General features: G+C 69.5%; 25 protein-coding genes and 1 pseudogene. 18 read left to right on the top strand and 8 right to left on the bottom strand.

The window, feature by feature from the left end; translation table 11 throughout:
* The first annotated feature begins 430 nt into the window (after window positions 1-430).
* A complete protein-coding gene (locus ACTVZO_RS40905) occupies window positions 431-1,285 on the top strand; it encodes an endo alpha-1,4 polygalactosaminidase (RefSeq protein ID WP_443303654.1) in 855 nt (284 codons plus the stop codon).
* A gap of 420 nt (window positions 1,286-1,705) precedes the next feature.
* Here ACTVZO_RS40905 and ACTVZO_RS40900 read toward each other — a convergent pair whose 3' ends face one another.
* On the bottom strand, window positions 1,706-2,581 hold the full coding sequence (locus ACTVZO_RS40900) for a DUF4394 domain-containing protein (protein ID WP_443303653.1): 876 nt from the start codon (window positions 2,579-2,581) through the stop codon (window positions 1,706-1,708).
* Between the two features lie 207 nt (window positions 2,582-2,788).
* Between ACTVZO_RS40900 and ACTVZO_RS40895 the strand changes: the two genes are divergently transcribed.
* Complete coding sequence (locus ACTVZO_RS40895) at window positions 2,789-3,007, top strand: hypothetical protein (RefSeq protein ID WP_443303652.1); 219 nt, start codon at window positions 2,789-2,791, stop codon at window positions 3,005-3,007.
* A 139-nt stretch (window positions 3,008-3,146) separates the two neighbouring features.
* Here the strand turns inward: ACTVZO_RS40895 and ACTVZO_RS40890 are convergent, their stop codons facing one another.
* Window positions 3,147-3,359 carry a cold-shock protein gene (locus ACTVZO_RS40890; protein ID WP_443303651.1) on the bottom strand — a complete coding sequence of 71 codons (213 nt, stop codon included), beginning with the start codon at window positions 3,357-3,359 and terminating at the stop codon, window positions 3,147-3,149.
* Between the two features lie 680 nt (window positions 3,360-4,039).
* Here ACTVZO_RS40890 and ACTVZO_RS40885 point away from each other — a divergent pair.
* The 4 genes from ACTVZO_RS40885 to ACTVZO_RS40870 all read left to right on the top strand — a co-directional run bounded on the left by ACTVZO_RS40885 (window position 4,040) and on the right by ACTVZO_RS40870 (window position 9,417).
* Entirely contained in the window at window positions 4,040-5,554 is a 1,515-nt protein-coding gene (locus tag ACTVZO_RS40885; protein WP_443303758.1) for a DUF4331 domain-containing protein, read from the top strand.
* Between the two features lie 91 nt (window positions 5,555-5,645).
* Complete coding sequence (locus ACTVZO_RS40880; RefSeq protein WP_443303650.1) at window positions 5,646-6,980, top strand: tetratricopeptide repeat protein; 1,335 nt, start codon at window positions 5,646-5,648, stop codon at window positions 6,978-6,980.
* Window positions 6,977-8,617 (top strand): nickel/cobalt transporter, encoded by a 1,641-nt coding sequence (locus ACTVZO_RS40875; RefSeq protein ID WP_443303649.1) that lies wholly within the window; start codon window positions 6,977-6,979, stop codon window positions 8,615-8,617. The genes ACTVZO_RS40880 and ACTVZO_RS40875 overlap by 4 nt, the downstream gene beginning before the upstream one ends.
* Before the next feature lie 425 nt (window positions 8,618-9,042).
* Window positions 9,043-9,417, top strand: a complete 375-nt coding sequence (locus ACTVZO_RS40870; protein WP_443303648.1) for a hypothetical protein — start codon at window positions 9,043-9,045, stop codon at window positions 9,415-9,417.
* Between the two features lie 819 nt (window positions 9,418-10,236).
* Here the strand turns inward: ACTVZO_RS40870 and ACTVZO_RS40865 are convergent.
* Genes ACTVZO_RS40865 through ACTVZO_RS40855 form a run of 3 tightly spaced genes read right to left on the bottom strand, consistent with a single transcriptional unit; the run spans window position 10,237 to window position 11,863 of the window.
* Window positions 10,237-11,151: a DUF6286 domain-containing protein gene (locus ACTVZO_RS40865; RefSeq protein WP_443303647.1), complete on the bottom strand. Its 915-nt coding sequence runs from the start codon at window positions 11,149-11,151 to the stop codon at window positions 10,237-10,239.
* The gene (locus ACTVZO_RS40860) at window positions 11,148-11,330 is read right to left on the bottom strand and encodes a hypothetical protein (RefSeq protein ID WP_443303646.1); all 183 of its coding nucleotides are present in this window, start codon (window positions 11,328-11,330) and stop codon (window positions 11,148-11,150) included. The genes ACTVZO_RS40865 and ACTVZO_RS40860 overlap by 4 nt, the downstream gene beginning before the upstream one ends.
* A 56-nt stretch (window positions 11,331-11,386) precedes the next feature.
* A complete protein-coding gene (locus ACTVZO_RS40855) occupies window positions 11,387-11,863 on the bottom strand; it encodes an Asp23/Gls24 family envelope stress response protein (protein WP_443303645.1) in 477 nt (158 codons plus the stop codon).
* 270 nt (window positions 11,864-12,133) lie between these two features.
* Here ACTVZO_RS40855 and ACTVZO_RS40850 point away from each other — a divergent pair, with 270 nt between their 5' ends.
* The 3 genes from ACTVZO_RS40850 to ACTVZO_RS40840 are packed head-to-tail and all read left to right on the top strand — an operon-like array spanning window position 12,134 to window position 13,550.
* Window positions 12,134-12,613, top strand: coding sequence for an RNA polymerase sigma factor (locus tag ACTVZO_RS40850; RefSeq protein ID WP_443303757.1), 480 nt, complete (start codon window positions 12,134-12,136; stop codon window positions 12,611-12,613).
* A complete protein-coding gene (locus tag ACTVZO_RS40845; protein WP_443303644.1) occupies window positions 12,604-13,224 on the top strand; it encodes an Asp23/Gls24 family envelope stress response protein in 621 nt (206 codons plus the stop codon). Before ACTVZO_RS40850 ends, ACTVZO_RS40845 begins: the two co-directional genes overlap by 10 nt.
* Complete coding sequence (locus tag ACTVZO_RS40840) at window positions 13,221-13,550, top strand: hypothetical protein (RefSeq protein WP_443303642.1); 330 nt, start codon at window positions 13,221-13,223, stop codon at window positions 13,548-13,550. Before ACTVZO_RS40845 ends, ACTVZO_RS40840 begins: the two co-directional genes overlap by 4 nt.
* A gap of 27 nt (window positions 13,551-13,577) precedes the next feature.
* On the opposite strand, the gene ACTVZO_RS40835 is transcribed toward ACTVZO_RS40840, so the two are convergent.
* The 3 genes and pseudogenes from ACTVZO_RS40835 to ACTVZO_RS40825 form a co-directional block, all read right to left on the bottom strand.
* Window positions 13,578-13,709, bottom strand: a complete 132-nt coding sequence (locus tag ACTVZO_RS40835; protein WP_443303765.1) for a hypothetical protein — start codon at window positions 13,707-13,709, stop codon at window positions 13,578-13,580.
* 228 nt (window positions 13,710-13,937) lie between these two features.
* A pseudogene (locus ACTVZO_RS40830) lies at window positions 13,938-14,138 on the bottom strand (helix-turn-helix domain-containing protein); the annotation flags it as partial.
* A gap of 290 nt (window positions 14,139-14,428) precedes the next feature.
* A complete protein-coding gene (locus ACTVZO_RS40825; protein ID WP_443303641.1) occupies window positions 14,429-14,812 on the bottom strand; it encodes an STAS domain-containing protein in 384 nt (127 codons plus the stop codon).
* A gap of 220 nt (window positions 14,813-15,032) precedes the next feature.
* Here ACTVZO_RS40825 and ACTVZO_RS40820 point away from each other — a divergent pair, with 220 nt between their 5' ends.
* From ACTVZO_RS40820 to ACTVZO_RS40780, 9 genes are all read left to right on the top strand, one after another.
* The gene (locus ACTVZO_RS40820) at window positions 15,033-15,641 is read left to right on the top strand and encodes an ATP-binding protein (protein WP_443303640.1); all 609 of its coding nucleotides are present in this window, start codon (window positions 15,033-15,035) and stop codon (window positions 15,639-15,641) included.
* Between the two features lie 329 nt (window positions 15,642-15,970).
* Window positions 15,971-16,381 (top strand): hypothetical protein, encoded by a 411-nt coding sequence (locus ACTVZO_RS40815; RefSeq protein WP_443303639.1) that lies wholly within the window; start codon window positions 15,971-15,973, stop codon window positions 16,379-16,381.
* On the top strand, window positions 16,368-16,652 hold the full coding sequence (locus tag ACTVZO_RS40810; RefSeq protein WP_443297103.1) for a transposase: 285 nt from the start codon (window positions 16,368-16,370) through the stop codon (window positions 16,650-16,652). The genes ACTVZO_RS40815 and ACTVZO_RS40810 overlap by 14 nt, the downstream gene beginning before the upstream one ends.
* The gene (locus ACTVZO_RS40805) at window positions 16,649-17,569 is read left to right on the top strand and encodes an IS3 family transposase (protein WP_443297102.1); all 921 of its coding nucleotides are present in this window, start codon (window positions 16,649-16,651) and stop codon (window positions 17,567-17,569) included. Before ACTVZO_RS40810 ends, ACTVZO_RS40805 begins: the two co-directional genes overlap by 4 nt.
* A gap of 39 nt (window positions 17,570-17,608) precedes the next feature.
* A complete protein-coding gene (locus ACTVZO_RS40800; protein WP_443303756.1) occupies window positions 17,609-18,157 on the top strand; it encodes a PP2C family protein-serine/threonine phosphatase in 549 nt (182 codons plus the stop codon).
* Between the two features lie 288 nt (window positions 18,158-18,445).
* Window positions 18,446-19,081 carry a hypothetical protein gene (locus ACTVZO_RS40795; protein WP_443303638.1) on the top strand — a complete coding sequence of 212 codons (636 nt, stop codon included), beginning with the start codon at window positions 18,446-18,448 and terminating at the stop codon, window positions 19,079-19,081.
* Window positions 19,082-19,173: 92 nt separating this feature from the next.
* Window positions 19,174-19,788 (top strand): DUF5958 family protein, encoded by a 615-nt coding sequence (locus ACTVZO_RS40790; RefSeq protein WP_443303637.1) that lies wholly within the window; start codon window positions 19,174-19,176, stop codon window positions 19,786-19,788.
* A gap of 557 nt (window positions 19,789-20,345) precedes the next feature.
* Entirely contained in the window at window positions 20,346-22,418 is a 2,073-nt protein-coding gene (locus ACTVZO_RS40785) for a WD40 repeat domain-containing serine/threonine protein kinase (RefSeq protein WP_443303636.1), read from the top strand.
* Window positions 22,419-22,971: 553 nt separating this feature from the next.
* Window positions 22,972-23,994 (top strand): AraC family transcriptional regulator, encoded by a 1,023-nt coding sequence (locus ACTVZO_RS40780; protein ID WP_443303635.1) that lies wholly within the window; start codon window positions 22,972-22,974, stop codon window positions 23,992-23,994.
* Window positions 23,995-24,088 lie beyond the last annotated feature (94 nt).

The following is a 24,088-nucleotide window of genomic DNA, read 5'->3' as shown; positions in this document are numbered from 1 at the left end:
CCGGTCATCCCCGGCAGCCGGTACGAGGCGCGCCAGAGAACCGGCCCGGTGTGGATCATCGCCCGGTCCAGGAGGGTGCCGAATCGACTGGTGCCTGGGCGGTCTTCTCGTATTCGGCCTGGTCGAGGAGCGGGGCGGGCCCCGCGGTGGGCCAGCGCGCGAACTCCACAGAGCGCCAGCCGGCGAACCCGCTGTCCCTGCCTGCGGTCTACGGAGAGTTCATTGCGAGGGCTTGCAGCGCGGGCAGGCAGGGCGCAGCCGGCCTGCGACCATCAGGGCCTGGGGGAGGGCGGCGTCGGCGTACTGATCATCCGGACGAACCGACCACTCCATCGAGCGACGGCCGTCAAACTGGGCAGACGAGCCGCCCGGAACGCTATCAGCGTCCTTGGCGGGAACATGTTCCCCGTCTGTCTGGAGCCTGTCGAGCATGCGTAACCGGATTCCTCCCCGTCGGTCTACTGCGGCCCTCGTGGTCTTCGCCGCTGTCGCCTCGTTCTTCGCCGCCGCTTGTTCGAGTGGTGAGGATACGGAGGACGCCCCGGCCAAGGGACCGGCCGGGGTGACGCTTCCACCCGTGCACGCGGACTTCGACTATCAGCTCGGCGGTCCTTACACCCCGTCGGCCGGAGTGTCCGTCGTCGCCCGTGACCACACGGCGCCGCCCGCGCCGGGGATCTACAACATCTGCTACATCAACGCCTTCCAGGCCCAGCCCGGCGCCGAGGAGGAGTGGGACGCCGATCTGCTGCTCCGCCACGAGACAGGCAAGGTCGTCATGGACAACGAATGGGGGGAGGCCGTGCTGGACATTCACACCGACGCCAAGCGCAAGCGGATCGCACACAAGGTGAACGCCTGGATCGACCAATGCGCAGCCAAGGGCTACAAGGCCATCGAACCGGACAACTACGACAGCTACACGCGCGTGCCCCACGGGCTGCTCACCGCGGACGACGCGAAGGCGTTCCTCTCGCTGCTGGCCGTCCAGGCACACGCAAAGGGCCTGGCCATCGGCCAGAAGAACACCTCTGCGTTGGCTTCGGTCCGCGCGGAGGCCGGTGTCGACTTCGCGGTGGTGGAGGAGTGCGGCCAGTACGACGAATGCGAAGACTACGCAGCCGCGTTCGGCAACAATGTGATCGTGATCGAGTACACCGAGCAGGGCATGAAGAGGGCGTGTCGGAGCTGGGGTGACAAGATCAGCATCGTTCAGCGGGACCTGGGCCTCGTACCCCGCGGCGAGAAGAACTACCACCGCGAAACATGTGGCAAGACCGGCTAGACGAGTTCCCGGCCACCGGCAGCGCGAGCTCGGTGGCCTTCTCTTCGAAGCCGGTCAGCTCGTACATCCATGTCCCGCAAGAGGGAGGCACTGCGAGCTGGCGAGCCGATGACGAAGAAGCTCCGCCAGCCTAGTGAGTCGGTCAACGACACTCCCAAGAGGCCGGCTTGCACCACCGAGGGCGCACCGTCGAGGGGAACTCACGGGATGTCGCACAGTACGCGATGGCGCGCCCGATCCACCCCAGTGACGTGGTCCGCCGAACAGCGGGGCGGATCGGCGGGCACTCCTATGGAAGATGGCCAGTGCGTAGCGTGTCGTCCGTGACCGCCGGCAGCTCGCGAAGTCGCATGGGCGATCGTGGCCGGGTGGGCCGGTCGGGTGGATCCCTGACCGGCCCGCTTGCGGCAGCGGCCCCCGCTACTTCTGGTTGATGGGCAGGGCCAGATCGGTGACCTGGTACTTGCTGGGGAATGCGCCCTTGTTGGTGGCCTTGCCGGTCAGCACGTCGATGGCGTAGAGGCGGTAGCCGCCGCCGGTGGCGAGGGCGATGGCCGCGAAGCCGTGATTCGTCCCGGCGGCCGGGTTGTAGTAGATGTCGAATCCTGCATCGAGGGCGGCGTCCACGCCCAGACTGCCGGTGGGGGCGAGGGTTCCGGCGTTGGCGGGGGACTGCAGGGAGATCCGGTCGGCCATCGTGTCGAGATCGAAGAGGGTCGTCGCGGTGGCGGCGTTCAGGTCGTTGTTGGTATAGGCGGCGCCGGTCACCCCCATAGCGGTCGACGGCGGCATGGTCGGGTTGGTGAGGGTGCCGTCGACGGTGGTGGTCAGCGGGGCGGCCGCGTCGTCGATGTTGTGGCGCAGGTTCTGACCGGTGTTGGAGATCACCCGCAGCCGGTTCGCGGCCGGGTTGAAGTCCACGCCGAACGTGCTCCCGGCGAGCGCGACGGTCAGCTGGGACACCTTCATCGCGTTGGCGTTGCTCGTGTTGAGGGTGTAGATGCCGCCCCTGTCGCCGACGCCGTACAGGTTCTCGTTCTGGACGCGGAAGTCGATGCCGACGAGCTTGGTGTCGCCGGACAGGCCGGAGACCCGGCCCAGCGACCAGGTCTTGGAGGGCTTGTTGACGTCGAACTCGACCAGACGCTGGTCGGTGGTGAGCCCGATGGCGCTCAGGGCCTTGTGGTCGTAGGCGGGCAAGGTCTGCGGCGGGGTGTCGGACGCGGCCAGGGCGGGCGCGGCGCACAGGGCGGCGAGCACGGCAGCGGATACTGCGGTCACGGCGCGGTTTCGCATGGTTCCTCCTGGTAGTGGTGCCTCGGTCAGGGTGGCCGATAGCTTGTAAGGGATTCGGCACCGCAGCCGCGCTGGACAGGTCGGCCGCGGGAAAGCCACCCGCCCGGCCCAAGCGGCGAACGAAAAGGCTGCTCCAGCCGGGTGGTCTGGGCGTGTCGGGAGCCGCGTCCGTGTGCGGCCGGTCCGGCGGCTGGGGACCGTGCGGGCATGGAATCGCCTTCAGGCTGGCAGCCGACGGACTGCGCCGGACTCGAACTGTGTCGTGCGGGTACCGCAGTGCGCGGGCTTCGGCTGCTGGGGTGGCGCGAGGTCCTGCCCCGCTCCCTGGCCGCTGTCCTGGCCCCAGCACCGGGCACGGGCTTGCTGCGGCCGCAGGGCCGGCCGACGGGAGCGGACGGCGGCGACGGGATTCGGCCCTTCCTGTGAAGCGGCGGACCTGGGCCGGCCGACAGGGCGTGCTCTGCCCCGTGCACCGCGACTTCCCGCCAGAGAGCAGAGGAAGGGCCGCCCCTGTTCCCTGACAGGTGATCCTGACCGATCGCTGAGCGTGATGCCCTACCGGGGCTCAGCTCTGCGGCTGGACCTCTTCTGCCTGCATGCCCTTCTGGCCCTGCACGGCGACGAAGCTCACCTTCTGTCCTTCCTTGAGACTCTTGAAACCGTGCCCCTGGATGGCCCTGAAGTGAACGAAGAGGTCCGAGCCGGAGTCGGGGGTGATGAAGCCGTACCCCTTTTCCTCGTGGAACCACTTCACGGTGCCGTTCTGCCGTTCTGTCATGTCCACTCCTTGGATGGCTTGTCCTGTCCGGACGTGCGGGACGCCCCGGCGAGCCGATCATCGCCGACCGCGGAACAGAGACCCGGGATAGACGCAGCAAACGGAACTGATCAGACGTAAGCGGTCAAACTTGTCCGGAGATCGGTCAACATCGAGCGGCCAAGGGGTCGGCCCTCGAATCCTGGCCGGCTGTCGGACCCCTGCCGGTTGCCGTCCCCGTGGGCCCGACCTTGATTCCAGACCTCATGCACAGTGAGGGTTCTTGCAACTCATAGGCAATAGTGGGTTGTTGGCTCGTTCGGGCTAACCGGTGACAGCGTGTCGCGGATGCCTTGCGCCCGACCCCTGTCTGCGTCTTCGCCAGCGTGGCCTGCGGGTTTGCCGCCTGCATGGCGCCGACACGGCAGCCTGGAGTGAGGCGTGCGCTCTGGGGCCGCAGTGAGACGTGGTTTCCTTCCGCCTGCGCAGTCCTTGCGTACTGGTGTGTCCGACGCCTGGTCAGCCCGTTGCCTTTCCTGACACAGCCCGGACAGCGCGAACCCCTCGTTCGCCGCGGTGCCGACCGCCACCCCGGACCTGTGCCACCGTGCCCTGCCGCAGAGCAGAGCCCGGCAGGCACCCCGCTGGGAAGGAAACATTTCTCCGTGAAGGCGACACCCGCGGCGTCCGGCCGGCGCCGGATGCTTGACCACTCCCTGCTCGTCCTCGGCTCCGGCGCACTGGCGACCGCACTCGCCGTCCTGACCCTCGGTCCGGGCGTCAGCTCCGCCTCCAGCCACCGCGAAGCGCCGCTGATCGCCGGCGACCCGCGCGCCGACAACACCGACGTGTACGCGTTCACCAGCCCCGACAAGTCCGACACCGTCACCCTGCTGGCGAACTGGATCCCCTTCGAGGAACCCAACGGCGGCCCCAACTTCTACGCCTTCGGCGAGGACCTCCGCTACAACATCAAGATCGACAACAACGGTGACGGCAACGCGGACGTCACCTACACCTGGCGGTTCAAGAACCGGATCCGCGACGCCGCCAACCAGTTCCTCTACAACACCGGCCCCGTCACCACCCTGAACGACCCCGACCTGAACTTCCGGCAGGTCTACGACCTCGTCGAAACCCGGCAGGGCAAGAGCAAGGTCCTGCTGTCCAACGTGACCGCCGCACCCTCCCGCGTCGGCCCCGCCTCCATGCCGAACTACGCCTCACTGCGCGCGCAGGCCGTGCGCGGCCTCCCGGGCGGCGGCAAGGCGTTCGCCGGACAGGCAGAAGACCCGTTCTTCGCCGACCTGCGCGTCTTCGACCTCCTCTACGGAGGGGACCTGTCCGAGCGCGGGCAGGACACCCTGGCGGGATACAACGTCAACTCCGTCGCCCTGCAGATCCCCAAGAGGTACCTGGCGCTGGGCGGTAACGCCTCCCGTAACCCGGTGGTCGGTATCTGGTCGACCACCGACCGCCAGGGGGTGCAGGTCTCCGACTCCCGCGAGAAGCACGGCGACCAGTGGAAGCAGGTCTCCCGCCTGGGCAACCCGCTGGTGAACGAGGTCGTCGTCCCGCTGAAGTTCAAGGACGCCTTCAACACCCTCAACCCCGACCAGGACCGCACCGTCCAGCCCGTCGTCGACAAGGTCCTCGACCCGATCCTGCCCAAGCTGATCCAGCAGGTCTACGGCATCCCCGCCCCGCCCGCCCCGCGCAACGACCTGTTCGAGATCTACCTCACCGGGATCTGCAAGGCGTGCGGCCCCATCCAGGCCGACCTCAACGCCCACCGCCTCAACCGCGACGCCAACCTGCGCAAGATCGTGCCCGCGGAAGAGCTGCGCCTGAACATGGCCGTCCCGGCGACCGCGAACCCGAACCGGTACGGCGTCCTCGCCGGCGACCTCGCGGGCTTCCCCAACGGACGCCGTCTGACCGACGACGTCATCGACATCTCCCTGCAGGCCGTCGAAGGCGCCGCCCAGACCGGCCAGCTCGTCCCGGCCCTCGCCGACGGCGACAGGGTCGACACCAACGAGGTCCCCTTCGGATCCTCGTTCCCCTACCTGGCCCTGCCGCACACCAAGTCCGTCAACAGCGGACCGTCCGGCATGACTATGGGCAAGGAGAAGTCCGCGGCCTCCCTTGGCGGCGTGGGTGCCGCCCTGCTCGCGGCGGCCGGTTGGCGGATGCGACGCCGCAGCCGCGCCTGATGTGACGTCACCCCTTCATCAGGGCTCTGGGGCCGGACCGCACCCGGTCCGGCCCCAGAGCACGTCGCATCAAGCAGAGAGAGCACCCCTGATGCACCGTGAAACGCGCACTCCCGGACGCAGCCGCCGCCGACTCCTAGCCATCGCCATCACCCTTGCGCTGGGCACCGCGATGTTCGCAGCCGGTGCCGTCCTCATCGAACCCGCCAACCCCGGCCCACCCGAAACGACCCCCTCCACCCTCCGTGACACCCGGCCCGCCGGCACGGTCCAGGCCCTCACCGCACGCCTTGAGCGGCTGCCGCGCGACTTCGACGCCTGGTCGGCCCTCGGAATGGCCCACATCGAACAGGCCCGCACCACCACCGACCCCGCCGCGTACACCAGAGCCGAACAGGCCTTCCGCCGGTCCCTCGCCCTCCAACCGCAGGGCAACACCGGCGCCGAAACCGGCATGGCCGCACTCGCCGCCGCCCGCCACGACTTCACCACCGCACGCACCTGGGCGAACAAGGCCATCACCAGCGACCCCTACAACCCCGCCGCCTACGGCGTCCTGGCCGACGCACACACCCAGCTCGGCCACTACCAGGACGCCGAGCAGGCCGTGCAGAAGATGAACGACCTGCGCCCCGACGCAGCCTCCCTGGCCCGCGCCTCCTACACCTTCGAACTGCGCGGCAACACCAAGCGGGCCGCCGAACTGATGCGCCGCTCCCTGACTGCGGCCGCCACCGACAGCGAACGCGCCTTCGCCCACACCTGCCTGTCCCAACTCGCCCTCGAAGACGGCGATGCGCAACGCACCCTCAACGAAGCCGAACAAGGCTTGCGGGCCACCCCAGGCGACGCTGCCCTCCTCGACGCCCGGGCACGCGCCAACGCAGCCCTGGGCCGGACGGACCAGGCACTCGCCGACTGGCAGCGCGCCGCGAACACCGTCCCCCTGCCCCACGTGGTGCTCGCTCTGGGCGAAATGTACGAACGCCTCGGCAAGCAACCCCAGGCCGACGCCCAGTACGCGCTGCTGAAGGCCCAGGACACCTTGCGGGCATCAGCGGGCAGCCCGCCCGACACCGACGCGGTTCTCTTCGAAGCCGACCACCAAAGCCCCGCACGGGCCGTGGCCATGGCCGAAGAAGCACTGCGAGGAAGGCCGTTCCTCGCCGTCCACGACGCCTACGCCTGGGCACTGCACCGCGCCGGCCGCGACCGAGAAGCCCTGACCCACGCCGATAAGGCCCTGGCCCTCGGCACCCGCCAGGCTCTCTGGTCCTACCACCGCGCCGCCATCCATCACGCCCTGGGCGACGACACCGCAGCCCGAGAGGACCTCGAAAACGCCCTCGGCCGCGCACCCGCACTCCATCCCCTGCACGCCGGCCACGCGCGTGCTCTGCTCGAGCGAATCGGCCCCCGCCCATGAACCCCTACTCCCGCACCGCCCTCACCCTCACCGGCGTCGGGCTGCTCGCCGCCTCCTGCCTTACCGCACCGGCCTCCGCGGCGACACCCGCCCACCCCCTGGGCAACTTCACCGTCAATTACCACACCGGCCTCGTCCTGCACCCGGACCGCATCGACGCCACGATCGTCGTCGACCGCGCCGAAATCGCCTCCCTGCAAGAGCGCCCCGCCGTCGACACCGACCACGACGGCGCACTCACCGACACGGAAGCCAGCCGGTACGCGAAGAGCACATGTGCCGAACTAGCAGGCCGGCTCCACCTGCGGACGGCCGCAGGGCCTGCCCGCTGGCAACCGAAGTCCACACAGCTGATCTGGGAGCCGGGCGAGGCAGGCTTGAAAACCAGCCGACTCACCTGCACGTACTCCGCCCCGGCCGCTCTCCAGCGCGGCGGCGACATCACCGCCCGCACCACCTACGACACCACCCGCATCGGCTGGCGCGAGATCACCGTCAAAGGCATCGGCCTGCACATCACCGGTACCGACCTCCCCGCCACCTCACCCACCGGCGAACTGCGCCGCTACCCGCCCGACCCGCTCGACGCCCCCCTCGACCAGCGCACCGCCGACCTCCACGCCACGCCCGCCGCCCACGCGGCGAGCACTCCACAGGACGCCGGCCCGGCCGAAGCCGCGGCCGCCGGGCTGTCCGGCTGGTTCGACTCGCTGGTCGCGCGACGCGAACTGACCGTCCCCGTCGGGGTGCTCGCGCTGCTCCTCGCCCTCATCCTGGGGGCCTCCCACGCCCTGCTGCCCGGCCACGGCAAAACAATCATGGCCGCCTACCTCGCCGGACGCCGCGGCACCCGCAGAGACGCCGTCACCGTCGGCGCGACCGTCACCCTCACCCACACCGCAGGCGTCCTCGTCCTCGGACTCGCCCTGCCCGCAGCCACCCACCTCGCCGGAGAGTCCGTCCTCGCCTGGCTCGGTACCACAAGCGGACTCATCGTCACCGCCATCGGCCTGTGGCTCCTGACCTCAGCACTACGCAACCGCCACCCCCATGGATACCACCACCATCACGGCCACGGCCACGGCCACGGCCACCATCATCATCATGATCACGAAGGGCGGGAAGGCCACGGGCACGGGCACCGCCACGGCGGCGAACACCAGCCCACAGTGCCGCCTGCCCGCCCCGCGCCCCCGCAGCACACCACCGCGCCCGCGCCAGCCTCCACCACCACCCTGGTCCTCACGGCACCGACGACGGGCACGGACCACACCCACGAACCGTCGCCGCACAGCCGAGCCCACCGCCGGGCCGGGAAGGCGGGCCTGATCGGGATGGGCATCGCCGGCGGACTGGTGCCCAGCCCCTCCGCCCTCGTCGTCCTCCTCGGCGCGGTCGCGCTGGGCCGTACCACGTTCGGTGTACTGCTCGTCCTCGCCTACGGCCTGGGCATGGCAGGAACCCTCACCCTTGCCGGGCTCCTCCTGCTCCACGTCAAACAGCGGCTACAGGCCAGCAGCAACAGCGACGTCGCCCGCAGGCTACGGGCCACCGCTGCACGCATCGCTCCGGTGGGAACCGCCGGCCTGGTCATGCTGGTCGGAGTCGGGCTGACCGTCCGCGCGCTCACGAACTGACGGAAGTCCGGAAGATGATTGCTAGCGGCGCGGAGCCGGCGCCCCCAGCAGCTCCGTCCCAGGTTCCGGCGCCGCTATGGCTACGCGCTCCGCCGGGGAATGCGGAAAGGCGATGGCGCAGCATGGTCGCGGCGAAAGCGGGCGGGAGAGACGCGCAACACCTGGGGCACGTCGTACGTTCGCGGCCCTGCGATGCGGCCCGGTCCGGCGACCCGTGGCTTTGACAATGACGGGTGGCTCCACCCGGAAGGCCAAATCTGTCTCCACCTTGGAATCGAGTGGCCAGCTCCTCGGGCTGGCCACGCAACCGAGCATCGGTCCACCGTTCGCGTTCCTGAGCAGCTTGATCAAGTCATCCGCGCACACGGAACGTCCTCAAGTGGTAGCTTTCCGCAACGCTGTTGATCTCTACATAGGGAGCCCGTATGGCAACTGTCGACACCATCAACCTCATCATCGGCATTCCGCCGACCCACGTGACCATCGAGGCGAAGGGCGATGTAGAGGCCGGCACCGCATCCACCCAGGGCGAGCTGTACGCGAAGCGGACGGGTTCCTCGGAGGACTTCGTCTGGCTCGGCCAGTGGTACTACACCACCAACGCCCACACCACCAGCGACAACGACGAGGATGAGGGCTCCTCCTGGACGGACGGCGCCAAGTGGGGCATGAGCCAGACCGTCGACGCCAAGCACTTCAAGCCCGGCGACAAGGTCGACTATGAGGTCCGGCACAAGTTGCACCCTTCCTCGACCACCGTTGCGAGTGGGACCGTCACCATCGGTGGAGGAATGCCCTAGGACGACGGGAACCATCGGTCTGCGGTCACAGCGGCCCACAGCCGTCACCGTCAAAGCCAGGCGGGCGTAGCCGCGTCGCTGACCTGTGTGGACAGGTACCGACCGGCCGGCACCGCTGGGCGGTAAGGGCTGTGGCCGCGAGAAGAGGGGGCGGCCACAGCCGCGCGACGGGCATGCCGCTGCTCCGTGCGTAGTGCAATGATGCGCAGCTCGCATCATCTGCCCCCCACATCCGGCCGCCGGCACCAGGGATTCCACACGGACGGGCTACCCGATTCTCCTCGACTGGCGTTGTTGGGGCTGCTCTAGAGCGCCCGGTGCGGGCGGGGTCGTTGGACGCGCAGACGGATTCGGGTCTTAAGACTCCGGGGTGCGAGCAGGGTCGCGATCTGAGGCAGGACGCCGTCCGACACTGCGGCGATGATGTCGCCGGGATGTGCTGTGCTGTCCACCGTGAGGGCGATGAACAGGCCTATGGTGTGCCCGCGGCCGGTCAGGCGGCAGCGGGCTCGTGCGACCCCTGGGACGGCGGAGCATTCGGCTTGGACTGCGTGGCGGACAGCCCGGCTGTCCAGGTGGCAGCCGGGCGCCGGAAGGCTCAGGTGGCGTGGGGCCCGCCGCGGGATCTGCGCAGTGAGCAGGGCCAGCGAGGCCGTGAGAGCAAGGCACCCCGCAAGGATCAAAGGCCTGGACCCGGCTTGCCGAAGGTGCCTGAGACCGAGGACGACCTGATCCTCGATCCCGGGGGCTGCGACCGCAGCGGCGGTGAGGAGGGTGAGTCCGGCGAGAGCGAGCACCGTCCGGTTGGCCACCGTGCGGCTACGCATCCGCACACTCCTGTGCTGGCCGCCCGGTCGCAGCGGCATGCGTGTTGCGGGTGTCGTGGAGTGCGAGCCGCACCTTGGGCGGCCGAGCCAGGGCCAGGGTCTCGAGTGTGCGCGCGATGGCCTCGGTCGTCGCGTTGCGGAGGTCCAGCAGCGTTCCGAACGTTGCTTCAGCGCGCACGGTGACCTTGCGGGGCGTGAAGCGGACGCGGCGCACCCGCAGGCCGGGCACGTCGGCGATGGCCGCCCGCACCAGACGTGCGGCGTGTGTGCGCGTGGTTTGGGCCCGGGCCTGTGGCGGGCAGCCCAGTGCCAGCATCCGTCGGTGCCCGGGGGTAAGAGCCAGGAAGATCAGCCACGCCCCGGCGGCCGCCGCTACGACCGCCACCGGGCGCACGAGGGACCGGTTTGCAAACTGCTGAGTCAGTTCCTTCACCTGCTTGACGGGGGGTGCGGCGATGCCTGGGAAATGCTGTTGGAGGACGGCCCACAGCAACAGGACGGACAGCGCGGCCACAGTGGCGGCCAGAGCTGTGGCAGCGGGACGTCGTTGGGACCAGGGCCTGCGCGCCGTGGACGGTGCCCGCTCGCCGGCCTCCGGCTTGGGACAGGTGGGGTCGTGGGTGAGCTTGCGGACCCGGATGCCTGCGGGCGCGATGGCCAGCCCGGTCAAATGGCGTGTGCGTTCGGTCAGATGATGGCGGAGGTGGGCCATCTGGCCGGGGCTGCCGGGTGTCGGCAGTGGCACTTCTACCTCCACGGTCACCTCGACGGAGCGTCCGGTGCGAGATGCGGTGCTGCGCAGGACGCGCCCGCCGACCGGGACGGTGACTTCGGCGGCTGCCTGTCGGGCGATCTTGGCCGCCACCCGGTCGGCGACGATGGTGACGCCCCGCTCGGCGGCGCTCACCGTGGCCTGCGCTCGGCGATCAGGAGATCACGCAGGTCCCCGCCCCGCTCCAGGTAGAGGCCGGCCGCACAGCCGAGCCCGCCGAGGGCGGCGACCAGGAGGAACGCGCCGAACCCTCCGAACCAGCCGGCGAATCCCAGTGCCATTCCGACCATCAGCCCGAGGGCGTCCTTGCCCATGACTGCCTTCCCTTCCCTCATCGACGACATCCGTGCACAGACGCGGTGTGTGAGGGTCAGGCCACCCGTGTGTCGGTGGCGTCGTCCTCATCGTCGCCGGGCAGGTGGACGTCGGTGACGGCGATGTTCACCTCCACGACCTCCAGTCCGGTGATCCGTTCCACCGCGCCGATCACGTTCTCCCGGACGTCGCGGGCGACATCGGGGACCGGGACGCCGTACTCCACGACCAGCTCCACGTCGATGGCGGCCTGGCGTTCGCCCACCTCGACCTTCACTCCACGCCCGACGTTGGGTCGCCCGCCGGGTACCCGGTCACGTACGGCGCCCAGCGTCCGGGACAGGCCACCGCCCATGTCGTGAACGCCGGGAATCTCCCGCGCCGCCCTCCCGGCGATCTTGACGACCACCGTGTCCGCGATCGACGTCCTGCCGCGCGTACCAGCCGGTTCGCTCACCTCGGTGCGCCCCGCCGGCACAGTCCCGTTGGCGTGATCCTGACGGGCCGGGCTCTTCTCCTGCGTTGCGGTCACGGATGCTCCCTGAACTTGTCCGTATGCGATTGCACTCCTTTGACACCGCGAGGCCGCCATCCGTTACGGACCTCTTGCGTGAACGGGTGAACAGCAGTGCGTATCGGTGCGGCGTAACGAAACCCGGGCAGGCGGTGTCAAAGCAGTGGAGGCTGGAAGGAGCCCGCGTTGAACGCTCGGTGGGGCCCGGACGGACATGAGGAAACGGCCGAGGCCGGCGACCGGCTGCTGGCCGTGCGGGCAGCGGAAGGAGACGAGGAGGCGTTCGAGATGCTGGTGCACCGCCACTCCCCGGCCATGCTGCAACTCGCCGAACGAATCATGGGCGGCCGAGCCGAAGCCGAGGACGCCGTCCAGGACGCTTTCGTCAGCGCGTGGCGCAGCCTGCCCGAGTACCGGGGCGAAGCCGGGTTCGGTACCTGGCTGCACCGCATCGTCACCAACCGGTGCCTGAACCTGCTGCGGGCCCGCAGACCCGCCGCCGACCTCGACGCGGTCGCCGAGCCAGCCGCACCCGAACACCAGTCCTCACCCGCCCGCGCTGCCGAATCGCAGGCTGTCGTACGCGACCTCGCCCAGGCCATGGGCTGCCTGTCCGCGGAGCAGAAGGTCTGCTGGGTCCTGCGGGAGATCGAGGGCCAGCCCTACGAGACGATCGCCCAGGCGGTGGGAATCCGGCCCGAAGCGGTCCGCGCACGCGTGTTTCGGGCCCGGCGCATGCTGACGGAGGCGATGGCCGCATGGCGATGAACACCCCCCATCCCCGCGACACCCCCGAGGACGAAGACCTTGAACTCCTTGCCTGCGGCAGGGACCTGGCCTCGGTGTGGGAACAGGCCGGCGGGCCGGGAACCGACCCGCATACCGACGCCTGCGCCTACTGCCGGGAAGCTGTCGCCGACCTGGAGCACCTGCGTGCAGCCGCCCTCCCCCCGCCCAGCACACCACCCGCTGACATCGACACCGCCGCTGTGGTGCGACGGGTCATGGACGCGGTCCGCCTGGAACTGCGCCCAGGACGGAACCTGCCGCTGGGCGAAGTGGACGAGGACAGCTGGATCTACGAGTCCGTCGCGGCCCGCACCCTGCGCGCCGCCGCCGAGGACGTGCCCGGAGTGCGCGCCGGGAGCTGCCGCATTACCCCGCCCGGCAGCCGCACTAGATCCACACGAGGACCCGTCACCGTTCACATCGGTATCACCGTCGGGTACGGACACGACCTGCAGGCCACCACCCAGGCGGTCCGCGAGAGGCTCACATGCGCCGCCCGGGAACGACTCGGCATGGCCGTCTCGGACCTGCATGTCACCGTCACCGACCTCCACGATGCCCCGGACCAGCCGCAGGAGACCAGGCCGTGAAGAGCGACCGGGCCAAGGCCCTCACCCAGACGGTCACCCAAGCCGTCCTCGCCGTGCCCGGCGTCGCCTGCCTGCGCCCCGGCCTGCGCAGCCTGCTGCGCACGGCGGGTACGAGCCCGCAGTCCCCCCGTGGGCCGCAGGACTCGAGTTCCGCGGTGCGCATCACCTTCGATTCCCGGGGGGCGGTCGCCGGGCTGCAGGTCGACTTCGTCCTTCGCGCCCAGCACCAGGCCGCCCGCACAGCCAGGGCTGTGCGGGCGGCAGCCGCCGAAGCGGCAGTTACAGCACCCGAAACGGTGAGGGTGACCGTCAGCGGCATCGTGTGACCCTGCCACCACACCAGGACGGCGCTGCTAGACGGGCGGTGGGCAGGTGAGGATCACCCACAGGGCGAGCGACCACACGCAGGCCGCGGCCCCCAGCAGTCGAAGGCGGCGGATCCGCTCCGGCGAAACAGGATCGGCTGGGTTCACGGCGACGTGCATCGCTCCTGCTGCAACAGGTACGGGGCAACGCGCTGACCGGGGCGGAACGTTCCGCGGCTGTGCCGGGGCCACGACGCTGGCCGGCGGGGGCGCCGGATGCAGGATGCCTGCTGCCGGACGCCGACCACGGTCCCCGCTGGGCACCGCTGCACCGGGCTGGGTGGCACGGCCATGCTGGGCCAGACCCGCCAGGAACCGACGGTAGGCCTGCTTACGGCTGCCCCGGGGTGCCGAACGACCGGCCTCCCAGGACCGCACCGTCGCCGGGGTCACCCCGAACGCCATAGCCACCTGCCGGGTCGACAGGCCCCACTGCTCACGCAGCTGACGCCGCTCACCCGGCTCGGGCAGATCACAGGGCCGCCGTCGGGAAGTCCGTGTCCCGGCGTGGGTGACCTGACGGGGGAAGATCTGATGCGCTGTTGTCATATCGATGTGACAATCCGTGCGCCGCAGCCGTGACGCGAGATCCCGAACATTCACCCGGAAGTCGCATCGACGATCGAAAACCGGACGCCCCGGCTGCAGGTTGCTTGACGGATCGTGAGAAGGACCAAGCCGGGTGGCCCCTGCTCGCTCGGCGAGCAGGGGCCACCCGGACCAGGGGGTCGGTCAGCGTGCTCTGCCGTTCACACGGCGCCGGCGCGCCTCGTGCTTCGGTGAGCTGAGCGTCAGGAAGAGCGCCAGGATGGCGGGCACGGTGGTCAAGAGGCTGAAGATCACCGGCCCCTCACCCCGCATGCCCCGGGTGCCTTCCGGCAGGCGAGGTCGCGCTCCATGGTCAAGAGGCGGCGGACGGTCTTGGACGTGGAGGTATGGGACACGGTGCGGCCGTGGTGGCACCAGGCGGAGATCGCTGCGAGCAAAGCGGAGTCGCAGAACGTGACGGCCCGGGTGTCGAGATCGACGTGCCGGTAGCCGTAGGCCGCGGCCGCTGCCAGCATGATCCGCAACGGTGCCGCACTGAAGTGGTCGACCTCTCCTGCGAGCCGCACCCGCAGGAAGTCGCAGTGAGAGGTGCAGCTGAGGTCTATGCCGGAGGTGTCCTCCTCATCAGCGTTCGCTGCGAGGGCCGGCGAGGTCACTATCGGGGAACTGATCATGGTGCTCACGTACTGACAACACCCCCGGGCAAGGGCCAGGAAACGGTGGCAGCGCCTGCTTCACCCGGTCGGAGACCAGGATGCGGGCGCAAGGAGGATTGCCCTGCGAGGCGCGTCACAAACTCACGGTCGAGGTGTCCGCCTTCGCGCTGTGTGTGAGGGCGAAGCGGGGGTAGATTCCAGCCACGGGGGACCGGGCGTACATGTCGGAACGGATGCCATGGATCTGATCGCGGACGGCGCAGACCGGGAGCCTGCCGCCGTCAGGTCCGTCACGGCCACCTACCACTCCGAGGCCGAGGTTGCCCCGGCCAGAGACCTGGCCCGCGGCTTCCTGCGCCATCTGGTCGTCGAGGACGGTCTGACCGTGTCGGGCCCGGACACGGACATCGTCTCGCTGGTCGTCACTGAGCTGGTGACCAATGCCCGCAAGTACGCCCACGGACCCCACACGCTGACCCTTCAGATCACCGGCAGGCTCCTGGCGGTCACGGTCCAGGACACCAACACGGAACTGCCGACAACGCTGCCCGTCGATCCGGCCCGCGCCGGCGGACACGGCCTGGAAATCGTCCGCGCCGTCAGCAAGGACCTCACAGCCCGCCGCGAACCCGAAGGCAAGACCGTCACCGCCAGGATCGAACTGGCCCGTCCGCCCCCGCCGTCGGCAATCCGACGACCCCCAACGCCGACGCCACCCGCCACTGAGGCCCCCGAAACGGCCGCGCACACCGACGACGCCGCGTGCCCCCCGAGGACCGAAAACTGTGAAATTCCCGCACTCGTTCCCAGGCAGGCCGCGTTCGACGCTCCGCAGGATCCCACGTGACACTCTGTGCATGCCGTGTCCGGATTTTCACAGCAGTGACTCGTACAGTGCCAGCTATGTCACAAAGTAGCCCTCTGCCGAAGCAGCGCGCGCTGACACTGCCCCGGGGATGGCTGCGATGGCTGCCGCTTGCCGTAGTCGGCGCCGTCCTGCTCGCCGAATGGGCCGTGCACGGGCAAGAACCCGCCAGCTTCATGCTGACAGGAGTTCCACCGCTGGTCGCCGCGACACATGGCCCGCGGGCAACCGCACTCTCCACCGCAGTCTGTCTCGGTCTCCAGCTCCTCCTGGCATCGCTTCGCCCGGGCCATCTCGGCGAGCAACACCACGTGGCCCTCTACGGCGCCACCTTGTTCATCGGCGTCGCCAGCACCATGCTGTCCGTGAAACTCCGTCGCGCCAGAGAACACCTCGTGCGCGCGGACTCCGTTGCTGACACCATTCAGCGAACCGTCCTACGCGCGCCACCCCGTCGACTCGGACCGGTGACCGCCGCCGCGTTCTACACGGCCGGCGAAGGCGGCACCCTAGTCGGGGGCGATCTGTACGACGCCTGTGTCACCCCGTTCGGAGTGCGAGCCATCATCGGCGACGTACGAGGCAAAGGCCTCGACGCAGTACAGACCGTCACAGTGAGGTTCCCCCGAGATGCGGGGATGGGTGACAGGGGGTCAGATGGGTCTCATGAGAGGAACCCGGACGATGTCCGCACCGAGGAAGTATCCGTTGGAGTTGCGTGAGCGTGCGGTGCGGATGTATCGCGCCGCGGAGCCGAAGCCGGTGATCCGTCGTATGGCCGAGGATCTCGGTGTGCATCACGAGGCTCTGCGGAACTGGATCCGTCAGGCCGAGGCCGACGCCGGCGAACGGGGAGACCTGCTCACCACCGCGGAGCGTGAGGAACTGGCGGCCTTGCGGAAGGAGAATGTCCAGCTCAAGCGGGCGAATGAGGTTCTGCGGACGGCGTCGGCTTTTTTCGCGGCGCAGCTCGACCCGACCCGGCCCAGGTGACAGGACTCCTCGACGAGCACCCACACCTGGGGGTCGAGCCCGTACTCCGGGAACTCTCCCTCCCCTCTTCCACCTACTACCGTTGGCGCCGGGCGGAGAAGGAGCCGTGCGAGCGGCGCCGCCGGGACATCGAGCTGACGGACCGTATCCGCCAGGTCCACGACGCCTCCGGCGGGATCTACGGCTCACCGCGCGTCCACGCCGTCCTGCGGCGCGAGGGCACCCGAGTCGGCCGCAAACGCGTCGAACGGCTCATGCGCCAGGCCGGCCTCCAGGGCCTCAGTCCCCGCAAGGCCAAGGGCTTCACCCGCCGCGACCCGAACGCCGAGCTCGCCCCGGACCTGGTCGGGCGCGACTTCACCGCGACCGGGCCGAACCGGCTGTGGGTCACCGACCTGACCATGATCGCCACACTGGAGGGCCCGCTGTGGCTCTCCGCGATCCGCGACGCCTTCTCCCGCCGCGTCGTCGCCTGGGAAACCTCCGCCCGCGCCGACGCCGACCTGGTCCTGACCACGCTTGAGTACGCCCTCGCCTCCCGCGAGCCCATCACCGGCGAACTCATTCACCACGCCGACCACGGCTGCCAATACACGTCCGTGAAGCTCACAACACGCCTGCTCAGAGCCGGGATCCAAGCCTCCATGGGCTCCGTCGGCGACTCGTATGACAACGCCCTCGCCGAGAATCTGTGGATGCTTGTCAAGACCGAGTGCGTCCGCGGCCGCGTCTTCGCCACACGTGCCGAGGCGAACCTCGCACTCTTCAACTACATCGACGGCTTCTACAACCCCCACCGCATCCAGGAACGACTCGGCTACCTCAGCCCCATCGAGTTCGAGGAGAAGCACTACGCCAACCAGGCAGCCACCGAACAAGTGAACCTGAAACCACGTCAACCCGCCCTGACCAGCTAGTCAACCACTCCCGCACAGCGGGGGAACCTCACAGCAGTTCTGGGCAGCTTCCGCGTCTCAGCCCACGAATGGCAGAACCTCGCCTCCCTCGCAGACCGCCTCGAACTCAGCATCGCCCGCAACGGCCCCGGCAGCGACGGCAACGGAACCACAGACACCGAACTGTTCGTCACCGCCCTCCTCATGCAGATTCCGCCCGGAAGCAGCGAAGTACACATCGTCGACCGGGGGCACCCAGCCCCCATCATCGTCGGCTCCCACGGCGCCTACCGGCTGCCCACCTCACCCGCCCTGCCACTGGGCCTCGGCAACCTGTCCACCACACCCGCCGACACCACCGTGCACCCGCTGCTCCCCGGCCAGGTGATCGTCGCCCACACCGACGGCCTCAGCGAGGCCCGCGACGAACGAGGCGTCTTCTACCCAATCGTCGAACGCCTCGCAGACCGCTTCCGCAACGTTCCTTCACCGCAACCCGAAGACATCGTGTCCTTCTTGCAACAGGACGTCACCCGTTGGGCCGCCGCAACAGAGGATGACGACCAAGCCGTTCTCGCCCTCACCTTCAGCGACGCCCCGCATGAATAGCCGCACAGCCAGAGAGCGGCTCGTTCGCTGCCGTAGCGTGAGACACGTCCATTAATCAAAGCTGGCTGCTGTGCTTATCGGACCCGCGCGCCTCGCCCTACGGCCGGGCGGTTGTGGGGGACGACGGGCCGCCAGTCACTTGTCGCGATGCGACAGATCCTCTACCGTCTCGTGTGGCCTCGCGGGGGAGACGAGGTAATTACGCAGGTGGCGGCGACAGTTGCCGACACCCGCTGACTTGTTGTTCCTCTCCGCCCCGGAATGCCCACTCAGGAGAGAAGGAAGTCGTTGAACGAGCAGCCCAGAACCAGGGAGCCATCGGGCAAGCAGGACAAGGAGTGGGGCGCTGTGAAGCGGACGGTCGGATGTCTGGTCGCCGTGCTGATCGTGGTCGGCATCCCCGCGGCCGGGATCTACGCTGTCGTCCAGTGGACGCAGGGGCCCGTGCATCAGGTGGCGGAGAACTTCCACGACTACGGCACCCTCTGCGGGGGACGCGAGATTCCTGGAGCGCCGGCCTACGAACCCGGTTCGGGGCCGCACCCCATCGTTGTGTTCGAGAGTGCCCGGAAGGACGACAGTTCACAGTCGAAAGTGTCGATCCGCGCGGGGGAGAGCGACAACCCGTTCAACCCTGAAGATCCCGACCAGGTGGAACTCGTCGCGTGCACGGAGCAGACCGACGCCGGTGATGAGGTCGCCACCTGCGACTTCACGAGCGAGTCGGTCGGGATGCGGAGCGCGACCGTAGAGATCACGGTGTACGAGGCGCGCACCGGCGAGCAGGTCGGGGAACCGGTTGAGCTGGTCGGTAGGGACTCCAGCTGCCCAGTCATGGTCACCTTCAAGGGAGACCTGAGTCTGTACACGATCCCGTCGGAAAGCCAGTACCTCGAAGCTCTCAAATCTGTCGTAACCGGCTAATACTCAGTCACACTTCGCGATCTGGTTCGATGGCCGCGCAAGGTTGACGGCCTGAGGTCTTGTGGAGGTGGGGCGGGACGGACGAGCGCGCGGTGGTCCTGAACGTGCTGGCGCAAGGCATCCGCCCGCTTGATCAGGGCGTCGGCTGGTTTGAGAGCCTCGCCGGCACCGAGCAGTTCGAAGTCCTGCGTGACCTGGCGGGGTTCTGCATCCAAGCCCGCGTCCTCATTGAGACGGACCGGACAGCATCCGCAGGGCCGGGGTCCGGCCCTGCCAGGCCGGCCGCGACCAGCAGGACCAGCAAGGGCGAGGGCCCGTCGACCACGAAGCCGACGACGACCCACCTCGCCATCGCCCACGAGAGGAACAGTGGCGGCGTCATCTCGTGGCGGTCCAGCCACAGCACGGTCAGGCTGATCAGGGAAAGCGGCGGAGCGCCATGGCCTGCCCTTCCGGGCAAGACCACGAGCGTCGACCGCGTCATCGTGGACCGGCGCTTTCGGGGCCAAGGGCTCGGCATCTACCTCACCGGGCTGGCCCTGGACTACCTCAGCCACGGGGCCGGGGTGATCGCGCTCGTCCCCGGGTCCCTGGAAGACGACGACACCCCTGTAGATGTGGCCCGCGAGCGTCTTGGCCGCGCGTGGTCACGCTTCGGCTTCCAGCACTGCCGCAACGGCACCTGGATCCTGGCATGCGAATACTGAGGTGGCGAGCGGCGGATCGCCATGCCGCAGGGGATCAACGGCGTCACCATGGCGAAAATCAGCACCGCACCCCCTGCCGTCTCGTGCGGGCGTCGACGGCGCCGTGACCTGGCCGATGCGTCGGCCTCGTCCACGGCCGGGAGAACACCAGGAAGCTGAGCGTGCAGAGTCCTGTCCGTGGCGAGGTGGACCCGCGGCTCACAACGCGGTGACGCCCCCGAACAGGGGAATGGCAGGGTCAGCTGGCCTGCCGGTAGGCGCCAGCGGGTCTGGCAAGACGCCGCCCGCACCGACCCGGGCGCGGTGAGACCCGTTCACGGTCACGAGGGAGCTTCGTCCCCTCCATGGGCTCTTCGAAGTGGACGGAGCCGTCTGCTCCGCCGTCGTGCGGCAGGAACAGCGAAGCCGTCTCGCGCGGCGACAAGGAATACGCGACACCGCAACATGCGAGGCCGCCGGTCCCGAGCCGAAGTTGGGAACGCGCCCGTCCTCACCCGCGGCCCCGGTTGACCGGGCCGGACGCGGCGACGGGAGGGCACGGCTCTAGGGTGACCGGTATGACGAGCGCAGCCGGAGAGCTGGTGGGTGGGCGTTACCGACTGGTCGAGGCGATCGGTCGCGGCGGAATGGGCCGTGTGTGGCGTGCTCACGACGATCGCCTCGACCGTGAAGTGGCGGTCAAGGAAGTGCTGGTGCCGGACGAAGCGGCATCGGGTCTGCGGTCCGAGCTGATCGCGAGGACGGAGCGGGAGGCGCGGGCCGCAGCCCGGCTCCGTCACCCGGGTGTGGTGGCCGTGCACGACGTGGTGCACCACCGCGGCGTTCCGTGGATCGTCATGGAGTTCGTCGCCGGTCCCTCGCTCGGGGAACTCGTCCGGACACAGGGCCGCCTCGACTGGGAGCGCGTTGCTGACCTCGGCGTCGGGATCGCGGATGCCCTCGCGCACGCCCATGCCGCCGGGGTGGTACACCGTGATCTCAAACCTGACAACGTCCTCCTCGCCAGGGACCGACCGGTCATCGCCGACTTCGGCATTGCCCGACTCCTCGACGCCACCCAGCACCTGACGGCGACCAACACCGTCATCGGCACACCGCAGTTCATGCCTCCGGAGCAGCTGGAGGGCCGCCGCGTCGAGGCTCCGGCAGACCTGTGGGCGCTCGGTGCCACGCTGTACGCGGCTGTCGAAGGGCGGCCGCCGTTCGACGGGCCGACCCTGACCGCGGTCATCACGGCCGTACTGACGCAACCTGCCCCGGCGTCCGCACACGCGGGGCCGCTGGCGGAGCTGCTCGGTGAACTCCTGGCCAAGGACCCGGCGGGGCGTCCCGACGCCCCAGCCGCCGCGCAGAGGTTGCGAGCCCTCAGGGGCGCGGCTGGCGGGCCCGAAGCCCCCGTGCGCACGCCCACGGTGGTTGTGGACCTCGTTCCTGCACCCGACCCCGACTCCGGCCGTGCACCCGCCCCCGGTATCGGTATCGGGTTCGCCGACATGCCCACCGCCTCCGCCGTGCCGGACGGGCTCGCGGGCACTGCGCGTAGCGCGGGTCCGCCCGGCCCGCGCCGTCGCAGCGTCCTCCTGGGGGGACTGGCCGCGCTCGCCGCGGTGGGGGGAGCGTCCGCCCTCGCCATAAGGCATTTCGACGGGGACGCGGCCGAGGCACCCCCGCCGTGGACCGTGCTGACCGACGCTCGGAGCCGTGTGCTGTCCCTGGCGTTCAACCCCGACGGCACTCTCCTGGCCGGGGGGTGCGAGGACGACACCGTGCGGCTCTGGGACGTGGCCGGCCACACCCTTGCCGCCACCCTCCTCATGCCACCGGACCCTGCCCGGGACGAATATCCGATCGAGGTACGCGAGGTCCGGTTCAGCCCGGACGGCAGGACTCTGGCCACCGGCACCAACGGCCCCATACCCCGTGTGCACCTCTGGGATGTGGCGACCCGAACCCTCACCCACACCTTGGGCCGCAAGGGCCCAGTGTCGTACCCGATGGCGTTCAGCCCGGACAGCAAGACCCTCGCGACCGACGGCGACGGCGATGTCCTGCTCTGGAACGCCGCCACCGGCGCGCTCGCCGACACGGCGGGCGGCGACTGGGAAGCGGTGACGGCCCTCGCGTTCAGCCCTGACGGGAAGGCCCTCGCCATCGGTGACGAGGACGGGAAACTCCGACTGTGGGAGCCGGGGTCGGACTCGAAGCCGACAGAGCTGAACGCCGTGGACAGCGGCTTGCAGTCAGTGGCGTTCACGCCCGACGGAAGCGCCGTCATCAGCGGGAGCGACAGGCTACGCCTGAACGACCGGACCGACTCGAGCATCACGCTGTTCGGCACGGAGAGGGCTGACCGGGTGATGCCCAGCCCGGACGGCGACTCGATCGCCACCGTTGCCTACGTCGGCGGATCCGCGAAGCTGCTCCTGTGGTCCACGGCGACCCGAACCGTCACCGGCGAGGCTGAGATCGCCGACGGGCTGGGCTCCGTGCCGGTCGCCCTCAGCCCCGACTGGGGGAGGCTGGCCACAGCCGGCGGCGGCAGCTCGGTGCGTCTGTGGCCCTTCTCGCTCCACACCCCTCCCACGTACCTCCACACACCCGCGCCCGCGCCCACACCCTCCCACGACTGACCCCGGACACCGCCGCCCCGAGACAGCACAGCCACCGTCACCCGGCTGGCACCCACGTGTCCAGGTGCGCGAATGTTCGCCCACTGGCCATGGATGCGTGCGGCCTGGTGATCAGGACGACAAGAGCCCGGTGAGTCGAGAGGCTCACGCCGGGATCTGTGGGAACCGGGGGAGATTCCCCCGGGCCACCCGACCAGAGCGCCGAGACAGTGCTGGGTGTTCTCCGTGAACGTGGCAGGCGTGGCCTGCCATTCGGAGGTGGGCGGGATGACCCGGAGGACGTCCCAGTGAGCGGGAGTCCGCGTGTCGGGCGCGGTCCGGGGGCCGGGCAAGGTGGACGCCGCAGCGACGAGGTCGAGGTGGGAGACAAGATCACCGTGCCGACCGTGCCGACCGTGCCGCCCGGCTCCGCGACGGCCGCCTCAGGCATCGTCCATAGCCGAAGAGGACGCCGTCAGCGATCGGCGTCCACCGGGCTGGGGCAGTCCGGTGGCCCCGAGCCGGGGCAGTCGCCGCTCGCCCGGCTTTCGACCGGTTGACTACCATGCCGTGCATGGGGCCCATGATCCGTGTCTCCAGCCTGCGGGGCTTCGCACCGCTGGTCCAGGAGCTGGGCGGTGACGTCGACATGCTGCTCAACCGGTTCGGCATTCCTCGGCAGGTTCTGGAGTCCGACGACGGGCTCGTGTCCATCACGGCCCACGACCGGATGCTGGACGCGGCGGCGCAGCAGCTGGCATGTCGCGATCTCGGGCTGAGGCTGGCCGAGCGCCAGGACCTGACCGTGCTGGGGCCGCTGGCCGTCGCGATCGAGTCCTCCTCCACGGTCGCCGAGGCCCTGGACTGCGCGTCGAGGTTCATGTTCGTGCACAGTCCCGCACTGAGCGTCGCCGTCGGGCCCGACCCGCGAGGCCGCCGCGGGGTGGTCGCGCTGACCTACCGCAAGGACCTGCGCGAGTCGCTGTACTCGCCGCAGGCCATGGAGCTGGGTCTGGGGTTGTTCCACCGCGTCGCGGCCCTGCTCCTCGGCGGTCTGAGCGGTCTGAGCGGTCTGCGCTCGGTCGAGCTGCCGCATGCGCCTGTGTCTCCTGTGCGCAGGTACCTGGACTTCTTCGGTTCGGACGTGCGGTTCGGCGCCCCGACGGGGGCCCTCTGCGTCGAGCGGCGCGTCCTCGACGAGCGATTCGCCGGCGCGGACGAGGCGATCCGGCGGATCGCCGTCGAGCATCTGAGCCGTGACTACCGTGAGCCGGGCGAGTCCGCGGCCACCAAGGTCAGGCTCGCCCTGGCCGAGACGCTCGGGACGGCCACGCCCAGCGTGGCGAACGCCGCCCGGCTGCTGGCCGCCCACCCCCGCACCCTCCAGCGCCGACTGGCCGAAGAGGGGACCTCCTTCGAGGCGATCCTGAACGATGTGCGTCGTGAGGCGGCGCATCGGTGGATCACGTGCACGAATCTGCCGTTCGGGCAGGTCGCCGCCCTGGCGGGATTCACGGAGCAGTCCTCGCTGACCCACGCCGTGCGCCGATGGTACGGAGTCACCCCCCGCGAACTGCGCAGGACGGGCGGTTCCTGATCCGGAGCCCTCGGAAGTCTGTCGCGCGAGAACAAGTTTCCGGGGGTGCCGAGGGCCATGCTGACGGGCCTGAGTGCCGCAGACGACGAGGAGC

This window comes from Streptomyces sp. IBSNAI002 (assembly GCF_052244475.1).
Classification (GTDB): Bacteria; Actinomycetota; Actinomycetes; order Streptomycetales; family Streptomycetaceae; genus Streptomyces.
Note: the sequence above shows the minus strand (reverse complement) of the source record. Positions and strands in the feature narration are given on the sequence as shown.